The organism is Streptomyces sp. PT12 (genome assembly GCF_003311645.1).
GTDB lineage: Bacteria > Actinomycetota > Actinomycetes > Streptomycetales > Streptomycetaceae > Streptomyces.
The window spans coordinates 1-14,747 of the sequence record NZ_QEST01000254.1; the positions used below are offsets into that span (position 1 = coordinate 1).

At 70.4% G+C, this 14,747-nt stretch carries 13 protein-coding genes and 2 pseudogenes; 11 read left to right on the forward strand and 4 right to left on the reverse strand.

The features are described from left to right. Positions 1–1,125, forward strand: a pseudogene (locus DEH69_RS27050) (integrase); the annotation flags it as partial. Then, positions 1,122–1,568, forward strand: coding sequence for a hypothetical protein (locus tag DEH69_RS27055; protein ID WP_113689618.1), 447 nt, complete (start codon positions 1,122–1,124; stop codon positions 1,566–1,568). The pseudogene DEH69_RS27050 and the gene DEH69_RS27055, both read left to right, overlap by 4 nt. A gap of 38 nt (positions 1,569–1,606) precedes the next feature. Here the strand turns inward: DEH69_RS27055 and DEH69_RS33190 are convergent, their stop codons facing one another. Beyond that, positions 1,607–3,391, reverse strand: coding sequence for a tetratricopeptide repeat protein (locus DEH69_RS33190; protein ID WP_258534994.1), 1,785 nt, complete (start codon positions 3,389–3,391; stop codon positions 1,607–1,609). A 355-nt stretch (positions 3,392–3,746) separates the two neighbouring features. Here DEH69_RS33190 and DEH69_RS27065 point away from each other — a divergent pair, with 355 nt between their 5' ends. From DEH69_RS27065 to DEH69_RS27095, 7 genes are all read left to right on the forward strand, one after another. Next, positions 3,747–4,586 carry an aspartyl/asparaginyl beta-hydroxylase domain-containing protein gene (locus DEH69_RS27065; protein WP_113689619.1) on the forward strand — a complete coding sequence of 280 codons (840 nt, stop codon included), beginning with the start codon at positions 3,747–3,749 and terminating at the stop codon, positions 4,584–4,586. Between the two features lie 35 nt (positions 4,587–4,621). Next, on the forward strand, positions 4,622–5,536 hold the full coding sequence (locus DEH69_RS27070; protein WP_258534995.1) for a hypothetical protein: 915 nt from the start codon (positions 4,622–4,624) through the stop codon (positions 5,534–5,536). Next, positions 5,533–6,090 (forward strand): LOG family protein, encoded by a 558-nt coding sequence (locus DEH69_RS27075; RefSeq protein WP_113689620.1) that lies wholly within the window; start codon positions 5,533–5,535, stop codon positions 6,088–6,090. Before DEH69_RS27070 ends, DEH69_RS27075 begins: the two co-directional genes overlap by 4 nt. Further along, complete coding sequence (locus DEH69_RS27080) at positions 6,087–6,641, forward strand: orotate phosphoribosyltransferase (protein WP_113689621.1); 555 nt, start codon at positions 6,087–6,089, stop codon at positions 6,639–6,641. Before DEH69_RS27075 ends, DEH69_RS27080 begins: the two co-directional genes overlap by 4 nt. Then, a complete protein-coding gene (locus tag DEH69_RS27085) occupies positions 6,638–7,303 on the forward strand; it encodes an HAD family hydrolase (protein WP_258534996.1) in 666 nt (221 codons plus the stop codon). The genes DEH69_RS27080 and DEH69_RS27085 overlap by 4 nt, the downstream gene beginning before the upstream one ends. A gap of 238 nt (positions 7,304–7,541) precedes the next feature. Next, on the forward strand, positions 7,542–10,196 hold the full coding sequence (gene alaS, locus DEH69_RS27090) for an alanine--tRNA ligase (RefSeq protein ID WP_113689623.1): 2,655 nt from the start codon (positions 7,542–7,544) through the stop codon (positions 10,194–10,196). Positions 10,197–10,665: 469 nt separating this feature from the next. After that, entirely contained in the window at positions 10,666–11,106 is a 441-nt protein-coding gene (locus DEH69_RS27095; RefSeq protein ID WP_258534998.1) for a hypothetical protein, read from the forward strand. Here DEH69_RS27095 and DEH69_RS27100 read toward each other — a convergent pair. From DEH69_RS27100 to DEH69_RS31820, 3 genes and pseudogenes are all read right to left on the reverse strand, one after another. Continuing rightward, positions 11,094–11,834, reverse strand: a pseudogene (locus tag DEH69_RS27100) (IS256 family transposase); the annotation flags it as partial. The gene DEH69_RS27095 and the pseudogene DEH69_RS27100 sit on opposite strands and share 13 nt — an antisense overlap. 247 nt (positions 11,835–12,081) lie before the next feature. Beyond that, entirely contained in the window at positions 12,082–12,336 is a 255-nt protein-coding gene (locus DEH69_RS33195) for a hypothetical protein (protein WP_258534997.1), read from the reverse strand. 502 nt (positions 12,337–12,838) lie between these two features. Further along, positions 12,839–13,012, reverse strand: coding sequence for a hypothetical protein (locus DEH69_RS31820; RefSeq protein WP_158688370.1), 174 nt, complete (start codon positions 13,010–13,012; stop codon positions 12,839–12,841). 138 nt (positions 13,013–13,150) lie between these two features. Here DEH69_RS31820 and DEH69_RS27110 point away from each other — a divergent pair, with 138 nt between their 5' ends. Then, the gene (locus DEH69_RS27110; protein WP_113689624.1) at positions 13,151–13,975 is read left to right on the forward strand and encodes a hypothetical protein; all 825 of its coding nucleotides are present in this window, start codon (positions 13,151–13,153) and stop codon (positions 13,973–13,975) included. Between the two features lie 264 nt (positions 13,976–14,239). Further along, positions 14,240–14,692, forward strand: coding sequence for a tetratricopeptide repeat protein (locus DEH69_RS27115; RefSeq protein WP_113689625.1), 453 nt, complete (start codon positions 14,240–14,242; stop codon positions 14,690–14,692). Positions 14,693–14,747 lie beyond the last annotated feature (55 nt).

The window sequence follows — 14,747 nt, forward strand, 5'->3', positions numbered from 1 at the left end:
CGCTCATCAGGCGTCTCCTTGATCATCAGATCCGCCGTCTATTGGACACTCCCGGCCCTGCACCCGGGCCTGGACCCCAGGACCCTGTTCGGTCTGCTGCCCAAGATCAGGGACGCCGCGTTCTGCCTGGTCGCGGCCTTGTCGATGATGCGTGACAGCGAGATCCACGAGATCCGCCGCGGTGCGGTCGTCGAGCACTACAACGCGCCGGCCATCGCCTCGCACCTGGACAAGGGACACCGGGGCCGGCCCGGAAAGCACTGGTGGATCACCGAGCCCGCCGCGGAGGCGATCACCGTCGCCGAGGCGGTCTCCGTCCACGACGAGCGTGTCTTCGCGCCGATGAAACGGCCGGACCGGGATGAGACGGTGCACGGCGACAGGATGCTGGACGCCTTCATCGCCACGGTGAACGCCAACCGCCACTGGACGGGACTGGAGGAGATCCCGCAGGGCCGGGTCCGCCCGCACATGTTCCGCCGGACCATGGCCATGCTCACCGACCAGTTCCCCGGCTCGGAGATCGCACTGGGCCTTCAGCTCAAGCACGTCGCCACCCGCGCTTTGGCCAACCGCTCCACCCAGGGATACGCCGCCCCCGACACCCAGTGGGCCGACCTGCTGGACACGGCCGTCGAGGCGGTCCGGTTCCGCCGCTTCAAGGAACTCTTCGGCCAGCACAAGGCCGGCAAGCCGATCGGCTACGGCCCCGGAGCCGACCGGGTCAAGGAGGTGTTCGACGACATCACCGCGACGGTGAAGGCCCACGGCGGGGACGCACGCATCGAGGAGGACCTGCTGAGGAAGGCCCGGATCACCATCCGGTTCGGCATGCTCAACCACTGCCTGTTCGACCAGTCCAACCCCGCTGGCGCCGTCTGCCTGGAGAACGCCGTCCTCCCCGAGGGCCACACCGGCCCGCTGGAAGACCGCTGCCGCCCCGACCGCTGCCGCAACAGCCTGATCGGCGTCGAACACGTCGCGATCCACGACTCCCACCGGCGCACACAGCTCAAGCTGCTGGAAACACGCCGTCTGCCCGCTCCTCGCCAGGCCCTCATCCGCCGCGAGATCGAACGCGTCGACGCTGTCCTGGCCCATGTCCGCAAGGAAGAACGCTCATGACCGGCCCCACTGACCGCACACTGACCGACGACGGCGTCACCGAACAGACCGCAACGGCCCTGCGGGCCGCGATGCAGCGGCTGTTCGCCGGGAAGCCGCAACGCACCGACGGGCGCCTGACCAAGCAGAACCTCTGGAAAGAGGCCGAGGTCAGCCGGGCCACGATGAACCGCGCCCACACCATCCTCAAGGAGTGGGACGATCACCTCGCCCAGCACGGCACCGCCACCCCCGGCGAAGCCAAGCGGGACGAGGAAATCCGCACCCTGCGACGCAAGCTCGCGGACAAGACCCGCGAGTGCACCACCCTCCAGAAGCGTCTGGACGCCGCGGCCACCGCCATCGCCGCCCTCCACCACGACAACACCCTGCTGCGGCAGGAACTCGGCCAGCAGGGCGGCACAGTCGTCCCGCTGCACCGCCCGCGCCAGCCCCACGACTGACACCCTGACTGCCGGGACGCTGCCCCGCTGAACGCCGGTCAGGCGGCGGAGATGCGGAGGGCAGCGGCTCGCTCGCTCAGCTCCTCAACGCCGGCGATGCCGCTCAGGCGGTCCAGGCGAGCCCGCATCTCCTGGACGGCGTCATGGACCTTGACCGAGCGGATGCCGTCCGCGCAGTCGAGGAAGTCGTGCCAGGTCGCCACGGCGGCGCCGATGTCGTCGCGCTGGAGATGGATCTGCCCGAGGTCGGCCAGGACGATCGCGCGGGTCCGGCGCCGGTCCAGGCCGTGGATGTCGAGTGCGTGATGGAGATGGTCCTCGGCGGCGTCGAGGTCCCCGAGACGGGCGAGGATCATCCCGGACTCGTGCGCCCACCGGCCGGCCGAGTAGTGCCCGGCCCACGACTCGCCCGGTGTGTTGGGGGATCGTTCGATCGCAGTCTGGGCGGCGGCCAGGGCCGAAGTGGCGGTGCGGCGATCGCCGTCGAGGGCAGCGGCGTTGGCCAGCGTGGTCTTGTAATAGGCCAGGGCCCGAGGGTCGTCGAGGTTGCGGGCATGCCGCACGCACTCCTCGGAGAGGCGGACGGCAGCGGCCCGGTGGCCGTGGTCGATGGCCTGGACGGCCATGCCCCGCAGAGCGGTCGCGGACAGCTCCGCGTCCCCGGCCTCGGCCGCAAGCCGGTAGGAGTGGGCGTAATACCGCTGAGCCAGGCCCTGGTTGCCCTCGTCTCCGGCCATCCACCCGGCCAGATGCACCAGCTGGGAGACGGCCGCGAACAGCTCGCGGCCGGTCGATTCGGTGAAACGGCCGCCAAGCCAGGGGGCGACATCCTCGGTGAGATACCGCACGACCAGGTGACGGGCGTGTCCGCCGCCGAGCTCGGCGGCGGCGTCCCCGAGAACCTTGGTCATCTGCCGCACCGCGGCGACCTCGCCCTGGCCGACGCTCACCGACGCCGAGCCGGTCCGGGCAGCGGCGGTGCGGCGGGTGATGTCATCCAGGTCAGGCAGCGCGAGCACGCTCAACGCATACGCACTGGAGGCTGCCATGAACTGCCGACGCTCCACGTCCCACCTCGCTAACCGGATCACCGACGCCACGGTATCGCCAGACGCCAGCTGACCTGCATCCCAAGCCGGGATCTGCCCGGCTTCGGCGGAGTTCGGCGGCTGTCGGGAGAGGAACGAAGGGGACTTACCGGAAGTGGCCATCGCGCCGGGCAGGTCCAGGCCGCCGGAGCCGAGCGTGATCCCGGGGGCGAAGAGCGGCAGACCGCCGGTCAGGCTCGCAGCCTGGCCGGTCCCCTCGGCGAAGGGAAACAGCCGGCCGACTCCGGCCTCGGCCAGCACGATCAACTGCCCCGTCACAGCCGGCCCGTCGCCCCCGGCCTGGGCAACGTCCTGGACCGCGTCACCGGCAGCGGTGTCGGGCCGGGGCGAGTAGTCGGTGGCGAAGCCGAGTTGGACCGGGCCGGTGGTGAACAGGCGGCACAGCAGGTCCTGGTAATACGCGCTGGGCAGACCCCCTGCCTCCCAGTCCTTCCAGGACCGCTCGGTTAGCCCGACCTTCTCCAGTCCTTCGCGTTCGACGAGGTCGTGGGCGGCCTGCACGGCCTGGGCGACGGTCCACCCGGCCGCCAGGCGGCGGCATTTCAGGCGCCGGTGACCGCAGTGGGCCTCGATCTCAGCGGCGATCACCGCCGCGATGGCGGGCGGAACGGGCTCGTCAGGATGGACATGGGCGAGGAGGCGTTCTCGCAGTTTCCGGGCACAGGAGACGTCGTGGACCGGTTCGGTTCGCTTCTGGCCGGTGACGGTCACCATCGCCTCCCCACGAGGCGGACGAACAAGACTGGCTGATGCGGCAGGTCACGCTACCGAAAGGTCCCTGCCTGGCCCATAGCGACTTCAAACCTTCACCCACAAGGGCGGCTTCGCCGCCCACCGCGGGCGAGGCGCCCGCCCGCTCTGGGCGGGAAGCTCTCACTACCGGCGAAAACCCCGCGCCACCAGGCTGTTTGCAGGCGCCGCGTCCGGCCGACGGACCCCTGACGACGACGGCCCCGGCCCGCCCCACCGGCGGGGCCGAGGGGGCATCCGGCCGGACGCGTCGCGCCTCCCACCCGGTTTCACACGGCCCTTCCGCCCCCGGGACGAAGGGCCCGACGAAGGGGACGTGATGGACGCACAGCACTCACCCGCCGACGTCTCGGGCCAGGTCGCCCAGCTCGGACGGCTTGACCCGCAGGTGGTCGAGCGGATGCGGCACGAGGCCCTGACGGCCCCGGCGCCCTGGAAGGCCGAATACGGGGCCTACCAGTCCGGCGGCTGGTGGACGACCTCGCTGATGAACGCCTCCGGCGACGCCGCCGATGTGACGATCGGCGACTGCACCGCCAAGCCCACCGGCCCGCTGGACCACATGCCGGTCACCGCCGAGCTGCTGGCCGGCATGGGCCTTTCCTACATGTGGGTGCGGCTGGCCCGGCTGGAGCCGAACGCCTTCCTCTGGGAACACCGCGACTACGACGAACTCACCTCCACCGAACGGCACCGCCTCCACATCCCGCTGCACACCAACGCGACCGCGTTCCTGGTCACCGGCGGGGTGAAGATCCACATGACGGCCGGGAGGATCTGGCGGCTGACCCCCACCTACGCCCACGGCGTCTGCAACCTACTGGGGCCGGACCGCATCCACCTGATCGCGGACGTCTACGCGGACGACGCCTACCGGGCCCTGGCCGAGCGGGCCCACCTGCCCGCCTCCGCCGCCCAGCCGCTGCCGACCGCCACCCGGGTCCTGCTGGCGGACGAGCTGGCCGCCGCCCGGCGCCTGGCCGACCTGGGCCACACCGCGGCGGCCGAGCGGCTCCTGCTGCGGCTGATCTACTCCTTCGCCCTGCCCGAGGGCACCGCCTACGACCTCATCACCCAGCTGCACACCGCCCTCGGCGACGCCGAGGCCGCCGACCGCTGGACCCAGGCCAAGACCAAGCTGCTGGCCCTCGCCTCCTGATCGCCGACTCGACTCGGATTCGCTCGCTCGCTCCCATGGGAGGTCTCAACGTCATGCCCGCCGCGCTCACCCCGGCCACCGACCGCCTGGTCCTGGCCGAGCTGGCCGAGGCCAACCGCCCGGCCCAGCTTCCGCTGGTCACCCGCATCGCCGAGATCCTGGCCGCCTCCCCGGCCGTCACCCACCTCCTGGTCCGCGGCTCGCTGGCCTCCGGCACCGCCGACCGCCTCTCCGACGTCGACTTCGTCGTCGGCGTCCACGACGCCCACCTGCCCGCCTACCTGGCGGCCCTGGACGACCTGATGTCGATCGAGGCCGGGGCCCTGCTGCCCGGCTGGCGGGACAGCATCGTCGCCGACCTCGGCGGGATCGGGATGGTGTTCCTCCTGCCGCACGACGGCAAGCTTCAGCAGACCGACCTCTACCTCGCCCCCGCCTCGAAGATCCCCGCCCTCCGCCGCACCATCGCGACCGCCAGCCTCCTGGACCGCCCCACCCCCTCGATCACGCCGCCGCAGATCCGCCGGGCCGAGGAGTTCATCACCGAGACCACCGCACGGCCGAAGTCCTGCACCGAGCTGCTGATCGAGCACCTGGTCCTGGCGGTGCTGCTGCACAAGCGCATCCGCCGCGGCCAGCGGTTCGTCGCCTACGCCGAGTGGCACATGCTGCACACCGCCACCAAGGACCTCATCAAGGCCGCACTCGCCCCCGCCTCCCGCTTCTGGGGCTGGTATCGGCTGGACGAGGAGATCGCCCTCACCCCCATCGGACGGGAATCCCTGGCCGACCTGGAGACGGCAATCACGGGCCCGGCGATCCCGGACGCCGCCGACGTCGACGCCGCCCTGGACCGGGTGATCGGCCTGGCCGAGCGGGCCTGCCCCACCGCCCTGGACGGACTGCGGGACTCCCTGACCGCCTACCGCACCTACCTGGAGCTGGCATGACAGCCGAGCGGACGGCGGTGTTCTTCGGCGGAGTGATCGCTGACTCGCCCGGCGAGGAACGCATGGCCGAGGAGATCGGCGCCCTGCTGGCCGGCCGGGGGTTCACGCTGCTGCACGGCGGCTACAACGGGCTGATGGAGGCCGCCGCCCGGGGGGCCGCCGCCAAGGGCGGCCGGGTCATCGCGGTCACCCTCGCGGACAAGCACGCCGAGTGGGGCGAGTTCAACCCGCACATCACCGACGCGGTCCACCTGCCCGACCCGGGCTCGCGGCTGAACCACTACCTCGGCGAGGCCGAGCTGATCGTGGCGATGGGCGGCGGCGTCGGTGTCCTGCACGAGCTGGCCGCCGCCCTCTTCACGGGCACGGCTCTGCGGCCCGTCCCGGTCTTCGCCGCCGGAGGGAAGGCCCTTCGGCTGCTGGCCTTCCTCAAGCGGGAGAAGTGGCTGGTCGAGACCCCCACCAGGTCGCTGGCGTTCATCCACCCGGTCGACTCGACGGCCGCGCTGGCCGCCGGACTGGACCGCCTCGCTCCCACGGGAGCCGGGTCATGACCGCCCCCGCCGCAGCCGAGGTGACCCGGCTTGCCGGGCGGCTGGCCCGCACCGCCTGCGTCACCGGCCGGTTCACCCTGCCGGACGGCCAGGTGCTGGACTCCTACTTCGACGAATACCGGCTGGCGGCCGACCCGCAGCTGCTGCACGACGTCGCCGACGCCATGGCCGCCGCCGTCCCGGACCGGGCCGAGGTGCTCGCCGGCATCGAGCTCGGCGGCGTCCCCCTGGTCGTCGCCCTGTCCGCCGCGACCGGGCTGCCCGCCGCGTTCTTGCGGCGGCTGCCCAAGCGCTACGGCTCCCAGCGGCAGATCGAAGGCACGGTGGTGGACGGGCGGCGGGTGGTGCTGGTCGATGACGTGGTCCGCTCCGGCGGGCAGCTGCTGGCCATGACCCGCACGCTGCGGATCGCCGGAGCCCGTGTCGCCGACGCGCTCTGCGTCCTGGAACGCCCGCTGGGCGGCCGGGCACTGCTGGCCGACCGCGGCGTCACCCTCCACCCTCTGCTGACCCAGGCCGACCTCCCCGGAACCGCTGGTGGTGCCTCATGAGTCCGGCGGTGCTGTTCGACATGGACGGAGTGCTGCTGGACAGCCGGAACGCGGTCCTGGCGACCCTGGCCGGGATCGCCACCGCCTCCCTGGGCCGCCGCATCACCCCGGCCGACCTCCCGCCGCACGCGGCCACGACACCGCGAGTCGAGGTGCTGGCCGGGCTGGGGGTCCCGCACCCGGACGAGCTCTGCGAGGTCTGGTGGGACGCGGCCCTGGCCACCGCCGCCGGCACCGAGCTGTTCCCCGGGGCCCTGGACGGGCTGATGGCCCTGAGAGACGAAGGGACGGCCACCGGGCTGGTCACCCTCCAGCCCCGGAACAGGCTGTCCTGGCTGCTGCCACCGGCCGTGCTCGCGCTGCTGGATGTGACCGTCTGCCGCGAGGACGCCGAACCCAAGCCCGCCCCGGACGGCATCCAGCTCGCCCTGGACAGGCTCGGCGTCACCCCCGCCGAGGCCGTCTTCCTCGGCGACACCCCCGGCGACATGCGGGCCGCGCTCGCGGCCGGGGTCACCCCCATCGGGGCCGGCTGGGGCTATGCCGGAGGCCAGGCCCTGCGCGACGCCGGAGCCGTCGTCGTGCTGCACGACCCGGGCTGGATCGGCCCCGGCCTGCTCTATCACCGGCCCACTGCCCCGGCCACGGCACGGTCGCGTTAAGCGATCATGGACTCCGACCCGCTACAGTCGGTGGTGCGGCAGGCACTCATCTCTGAGCGGTCTGCTGCACCACCGCTGGTGATCAACGGATCTGGAGTCATGGTTTACACCGTGGGGGCGCGAGCTATCTGCGTCGAGCTGGAGAACTGAGAACACTCTCAGTCCCTGTTCTCGGCCCGGCTCGGCGTGTGATCACCCCACCAACCTCTTCGCGACTCTTCCGTGAGGCCACCCAGCCATGCGCTCGACGCAGATCCGCACCCTGTTCACCGACTTCTTCACCTCCCGCGGCCACCAGCCCGTCCCGTCCAGCCCGCTGATCCCGAACGACCCCACGCTGCTGCTGGCGAACGCCGGGATGAACCAGTTCAAGCCCTACTTCCTCGGCGAGACCACCCCGCCGTTCCCCCGCGCCACCAGCATCCAGAAGTGCGCCCGCACCTCCGACATCGACAACGTCGGCCGCACCAACCGGCACGCGACGTTCTTCGAGATGATGGGCAACTTCTCCTTCGGCGACTACTTCAAGGAAGACGCCATCGCCTACGCCTGGGAACTCCTGACCCAGGGCTACGGCCTGGAGAAGGACAAGCTCTGGATCACCGTCTTCGAGGACGACGACGAGGCCGAGCGCATCTGGCGCCGCATCGGCGTCCCCGCCTCCCGCATCCAGCGGCTCGGCATGGAGGACAACTACTGGTCCATGGGCGTCCCCGGCCCCTGCGGCCCCTGCTCCGAGGTCAACTACGACCGCGGCCCCGCCTTCGGCAAGGAAGGCGGCCCCGCCATCGACGGCGAACGCTACGTCGAGATCTGGAACCTGGTCTTCATGCAGTTTCAGCGAGGCGAGGGCGACAAGAAGGGCAACTTCCCCATCCTCGGCGAGCTCGCCCGCAAAGGCGTCGACACCGGCCTCGGACTGGACCGCTTGGCCGCAATCCTCCAAGACGTCCCCAACGTCTGCACCACCGACCTGCTCTCACCCACCTTCGACACCGTCCAGCACCTCGCCGGCCGCCAGGCCCCCAGCGAGGGCGAGGAGAAGGTCTCCTTCCAGGTCGTCACCGAACACGCCCGCACCATCGCCTTCCTCATCGCCGACGGCGTCCTCCCGGCCAAGGACGGCCGCGGCTACATCCTGCGCCGCCTGATGCGCCGTGCGATCCGCCACGCGCGCCTGCTCGGCATCGACGGCCCCGTCCTGCCGACCACGACCGCCAGCGTCATCACCAACCTCGGCGACGTCTGGCCCGAACTCGCCAGCCAGGCCACCCTGATCGAGCAGGTCGTCACCGCCGAGGAAGAGTCCTTCACCCGCACCCTCACCCAGGGCACCCGCCTGCTGAACGCCGCGATCAGCCGCACCCGCGAGACGCGTCTCGCCACCCTGCTCGGGGAGACCGCCTTCGAACTCGCCGACACCTACGGCTTCCCGCTGGAACTGACCGTCGAGGCCGCCCGCGAGGCAGGGCTGACCGTCGACGAGGAACGCTGCGCCGCGCTGCTGGACGAGCAGAAGAAGCGTGCGAAGACCAGCGGCAAGGCCAAGACCGCCGAGGCCCTGCGGGCGATGGACACCTATCGCGAGCTGGCCGCCCGCCTGCCACGGACCGAGTTCCTCGGCTATCAGCAGCTGACCGCCGAGGCCACCGTCACCGGCCTGATCTCCGGCGGCCTTGTCACCACCAGCGCCCGCGAGGGCAGCGACATCGAGCTGGTCCTGGACCGGTCACCGTTCTATGCCGAGGCCGGCGGCCAGATCGGCGACACCGGCACGCTGACCCTGGGCGACGGGACCCGCCTGCGGATCACCGACACCCGCTACGGACTGGAAGGCTTCCGCGTCCACACTGCCCGCGTCCTTGAAGGCGAACTCCGCACCGGCTCAGTCGGCGCAGCGGTCGTGGACGCCGAGCGCCGAGCGGGCCTGATGCGCTCGCACTCCGCGACCCACATCCTGCACGCCGTCGTCATGGCCACCCTCGGCGAGCACGCCCGCCAGCAGGGCTCCCTCGTCGAGCCCGACCGGCTCCGCTTCGACTTCGCGCACTTCACTGCCCTCACCCCCGACCAGCTCGCCAGGATCGAGGCGACCGTCAACGGCCACGTCCTGGACGACCCGGAAGTGCGGGCCTGGCACGCCGACCGGGCCGAGGCCGAAGCTGCCGGGGCCATCGCCCTGTTCGGAGAGAAGTACGGCGACACCGTCCGCATCGTCGACATCGGCTGCTTCTCCCGCGAACTCTGCGGCGGCACCCACGTCGCCCACGGCTCCCAGGTCGGTGCCTTCCGCCTGCTGTCCGAGTCCTCCATCGGCGCCAACCTCCGCCGCGTCGAAGCCCTCACCGGCCACGGCACCCTGACCCACCTGGACACCGAGCGGCGCCTGATCAACGAGCTCGCCGGACTCCTCGGCACCCGCCCCACCGACGCCCCCGGCGCCCTCCGCAAGCGTCTGGCCGCCCTTGCCACCGCACAGGACGAACTCACCCGGCTCCGGGCCGCCGCGCTGCGCGAGCAGGCCACTCACCTCGCGGGCAGCGCCCGGCCGTCCGGGACCGGACGGATCGTCTCCCGGCCGGTCACCGGCACCACCGCCGACGAACTGCGCACGCTCGCCCAGGAGACAGCCGCCCGTCTCGATGCTCCCGCTGTCGTCATCCTGGGCACCGAACGGGACGGCAAGGCCCTCCTTGCCGCCGCCGTCACCCGGGACCTGCACCTGGGCGGCATCCAGGCGAGCCAGGTACTCACCGCCGCCGCCCGCGTCGTCGGCGGCGGAGCCGGAGGCCGCGGCCCCATCGCCAGCGCCGGAGGCCGCCGGGCTCAAGCCCTCACCCAAGCCCTCGCCACCGCTGCCGGAGACGCCGCGCACCTGCTCAGCGGTCACTGACGGCACGATGAAGGGCCCGTCTACCTCGGGCGGGCCCTCAACGCGCGGAGGAGCCCGATGACCTTCCACCACGGGAACTGGCCGCGATCAACGCCCATGCCACCAACTCGTCGTGACCACTGGGGAACCCGCCCACCGGACGGCCGCACACGCCGAGCCTCGGCCTGGCAACGCGAGCGTGGCACCGTCCATGGGATGGCCAAACGACGAGGGACCACCGTCCAGTAACTCCGGAACCGCGGCACCCAACCCGATGTACGCCATAGACCTGGCAGCAACCCCACAGAAAGGTGACCGCGTCACGCGCGAAGGATGCGCGTATGCCGCTCAGCACCCGTGCTGACGCCCGCTCGCCAGCCCAGGCGATGTCTCATGAGACACGCAGATCGTGGAGAACACTTCAGCGGCGACTTCTTCTCCCACGCCTACACCCGCGCCTGGCTGCGGATCATCCCCCGCCCGCCCGAACGTGAACTTCTACGCCTACACCAAGGAAATCGCGACGTTCAGGACGCTGGTCGAGCCGGACCCGCCCACGAACTTCCTGTGGGTCTACAGCTACGGCGGCACCCAGGACACCGCCCTCGACCCCACCGTGGACCGGGTCGCCGACGTCTTCCCCGACGAGACGGCCATCGGCGCGGCCGGATGGCACTCCCAGGAAGCCAACGACCTCCTCGCCGTCCTCGGACCCCGGCTCGTCGGGATCCCGGCGAACCGCATCCCCCACTTCCTGAAGCGCTTGAACGGCCGGACGTTCCGCTCCTGGCAGGCCGAGGTGGACGCCGAACGCGCCCAACGCACCACCCGGGGTGGCCACCTGCGGCTGCTGCCCGGCTGCGCCGTCGGCAGCGCGCCGTTGGGGCCCGGTGCGCAGCTCGCCGACGACCGGCAGGACCGGGCCGCGTAGCGGAAGGAGGCCCGCAGGAGGTGGACCACACAGGTCCGGACGATGGTGGCTGGCCACACGGTGCCGACCGCGTCGGGCAGGCCCTTGAGGCCGTCGCAGACGAGCACCAGCACGTCCTTCACGCCGCGATTCTTGATCTCGGTGACGATCTGCAGCCAGTGCTTGGCGCCCTCACCACCGTCACCAGCACACAGCCCGATGATGTCGCGGGTGCCCTCAGTGGTGACGGCCAACGCGACGTAGCTCGGGCGGTTGGCGACCGCGCCGTCGCGGATCTTCACGTGGATGGCTTCGATGAAGACCACCGGATAGACCGGATCGAGCGGGCGGTTCTGCCACTCGGTCATCCCGTCCATCACCTTGTCGGTGATCGTGGAGATCGTCTGACGGGAGACCTCCGCGCCACAGACCTCGGCCAGGTGAGCCTGGACCTCTCCGGTCGTCAGCCCCTTCGCGGCCAGCTAGATCACGATCTCGTCCACCCCGGTCAGACGGCGCTGCCGTTTCTTGACGATCTTCGGCCCGAAGGAGCCGTCCCGGTCATGGGGCACGGATATCTCCACCGGGCCGACATCGGTCAACACGGCCTTGGAACGGGTGCCGTTGCGGCTGTTCTGGCCGTTCCTGCCGACCGCGTCGTGCTTGTCATAGCCGAGGTGATCAGTCAGCTCGCCCTCGAGCGCGGACTCCAACAGCCGCTTGGTCGGCTGCTGGAGCAGCCCGCAGGGCAAGTTCGATGCCCTTGCCGCAGTGACCGCGAACCTTCACCACGAGAATCTCGCGCTGAGGAGGAAGCTCGGCAACAGCCGACGTCTGGGCTCGCTCCCGGCACCCGCCGCAGAGCCCAGCGTCGTTCGAACGGACGGCTGAGCACAGACATCCGTACGCGATGGTGCACGACGAAGCCATACGAACATTCGGGGGCGTTCACCCGTAATTCCCCTCTTGAAGAAGGGGAAGTACGGCGATACGTGCTCAGGCCGCGATGCCGAGTTCGGTGCGGGTGCAGTGGATGAACTCGCGGACGGCTGGCTCGCGCCGCCAGGGGCCGAGGGCGGTGTTGAACTCGCGGACGTAGTCCCTGGCCCGGGAGGACTGAACGCGGGCGAGGATGTCCATGGACCGGTTGCCCAGCTCAAGGCCCTGGTCGAGGTTGCGGGCCTGGCGGTGGGCGGACCCCACGATGGCCAGCCGCATCCCGACCGAGCGGGTGAAGACCCCGGACAGCATGGCGGCGGCTTGCTGGTTCCAGTCCTGGGTCGCCTTGTGTTGCTTCAGGTCGCGGAAGACCTCAGCGGCGTCCGTGGAGAGCCGGGCATGATGGTAGAAGTCGATCCAGGCGGGCTCTGAGACGCTGGAAGCCTCGGCCCGGCCAGGAAGACCGCGAGGGCGCGTGAGGCGGCCCTGGCGTCCCTCTCATGGGCATGGGCCCGGGCCTCGATCAGCTTGGTGAACGCGAGCACCCGCGGGGCGGCCTTGCCATTGGCCCGTTCGAAGGCGCCCTAGGCCATATCGGCAGCCTCGGAGGGGAATGCCTCGCAGCAGCGACGGCATCGCCGTCGTGGTCAGGACATAGCACCCCAGCTCGACGTCGCCACCCTCACGGGCCAGGCGGAGGGCCTGGATGAAGTGCCGCTGGGCGGCGTCGTGCTGACCGACGTCGAACGCGGTCCACCCGGCCAGGCGGGACAGCTCGTGGTGCTGGGCGTCGACTGCAGCCGGCACGGGCGGCCTACGAACGCATGACCAGGTGAAGGAACCCTGCCAGCCCAATCGCGACCGTCACGCCGGCCCCGAGCCCCTCCACGCGGCCGACTGCCACCCCGCCAATCAAACTCGCCAGCAGGATGACCACCCACCGCAGCGGCAGCCCTTCGCTGCCGGAGCCGCCTTCTCCTGCACTCACGCTGCTGTCCTTCCCTGGAACGCCATCGGCGTGACCCCCGAACTGTCGGAGGAGCCCTTGTGCTTCCAAGCCTTCCGGCTGCGGCCGCCAAATGCTAATGTTTGACGGCGACAACAGGGAGGGGGGGTTATCACTATCGTGGACGCCGAGCCCACTGAAGCGATGTCCATCGCCGGAGACGGAACCTGGGGGTGGGTCTACGCCTTCGCCAACGGCTCAGAGGCTGTCGATGTCACCTACTCCGACATCCCGGGCCCCTGGGTCTACTCCGTCGAAGGACGGATGGTGGCCGGGAAGCCGGCCATCACCAGGCTGTCGATCGTGCCCCGAGACCCAGAGAAGCCTGAGGCGATCACCCGGGAGACCGTCCGACGAGCGCCGACAGGAACCATCCTGGGGAGGGTCAAGAGCGCTCTACGGACGAAGTGGAACAACAAGGTCGGCGACCTCTACGCCCAAGCCCGCATTCAGTCGGTGAAGGTCGGTCGATCCTGGCCCGCGGGACACTTCGTCCAGGTCGCATGGTTCGCCATCGATGCGGAATTGACGGGTCGGGCTCCTCGGCAGGTCATCCAGGACACCTGGGGGGTCAGCGGGATCACCGCCAGCCGTTGGCTCGCCCGGGCTCGCACACTCGGCTACCTGCCGGACTACCCGCTCACGCCGATTCAGGGCCGGCCGCACGGATACGACTACGTTGCCGCAACACGGATCCTCGAGGAGCAGATCGTCCGGAAGGTGCTCCGCGAGGGGCTTACTCCCACCTCCGACCCGGCCACGGTGAGGAGTGAACTCTGGGAGGTCCTCCACCGCACAATCCTCGACAACTCAAAGGAAGCTGTGCGGCTTCGGACCGAGCTCTTCACCACGACCTTGGTCCAACTGGCCGAGGACTGCCCTGACGAGCAGATCCAAACGGCAGCGCAGCACCTCCGCGACCGGATCGCTCAGGCTCCTCGCTAGCGCCTCCCAGCCGGCCGTCCCTGCGATCTGGTTCTCCGCAGGGTGCGGCTCTTCTGTAGGGAGCTTCGGTCTGTGTGGTTGCCGGAGGATCCGGGAACTGCGCGTTCAGCTTGAGGAGTTGACCGGGTGCCTCTCTGAGGAGGAGGCGGTGCTGTCGGGTCTGGAGGTCACGCGGGAGACTGTCCACGTGGATGCCACCGTTGTGAGGGTGAAGGAGCGGCGTTGCGGCCGCTGTCGCGAGGCGGCGCCGGGAAGGAGTCCCGATTGATCACGGATCCGACGATCATCCGGATTGGCCAGGCCGTGCAGCTGAGCCATAGCGGCGAGCGGGAGGCCGCTCGCCGTCAGTTCGCAGAGATTTGGGACGAGATCGGCGGCGAGCAAGGGGATCCCCTGCAGCGTTGCACGCTCGCGCACGCGATGGCCGATGTGCAAGACGACGTGCGGGAGGAGCTGATCTGGGACCAGCGAGCGCTGGCGGCCGCCGGCCTGATCACCGATGCGCGGGTCGTGCAGGCCGGGGTGTCGCTTCCGGTGGCCGGACTGTACCCCTCGCTGCACCTGAACTTGAGCGAGTGCTATCGCAAGCTGGGCGATCTCGATCGTGCTCGTGAACACCTCCAGCGTGCGCAGGAAACGATCGGCGCGCTCGGTGATGACGAGTACGGGCAGCTGATCAGGAAGGGCCTGGAGGAGGTGGCTGAGCGGCTGCGCTGACCGGGAGTGTCCAATAGACGGCGGATCTGATGATCAAGGAGACGCCTGATGAGCG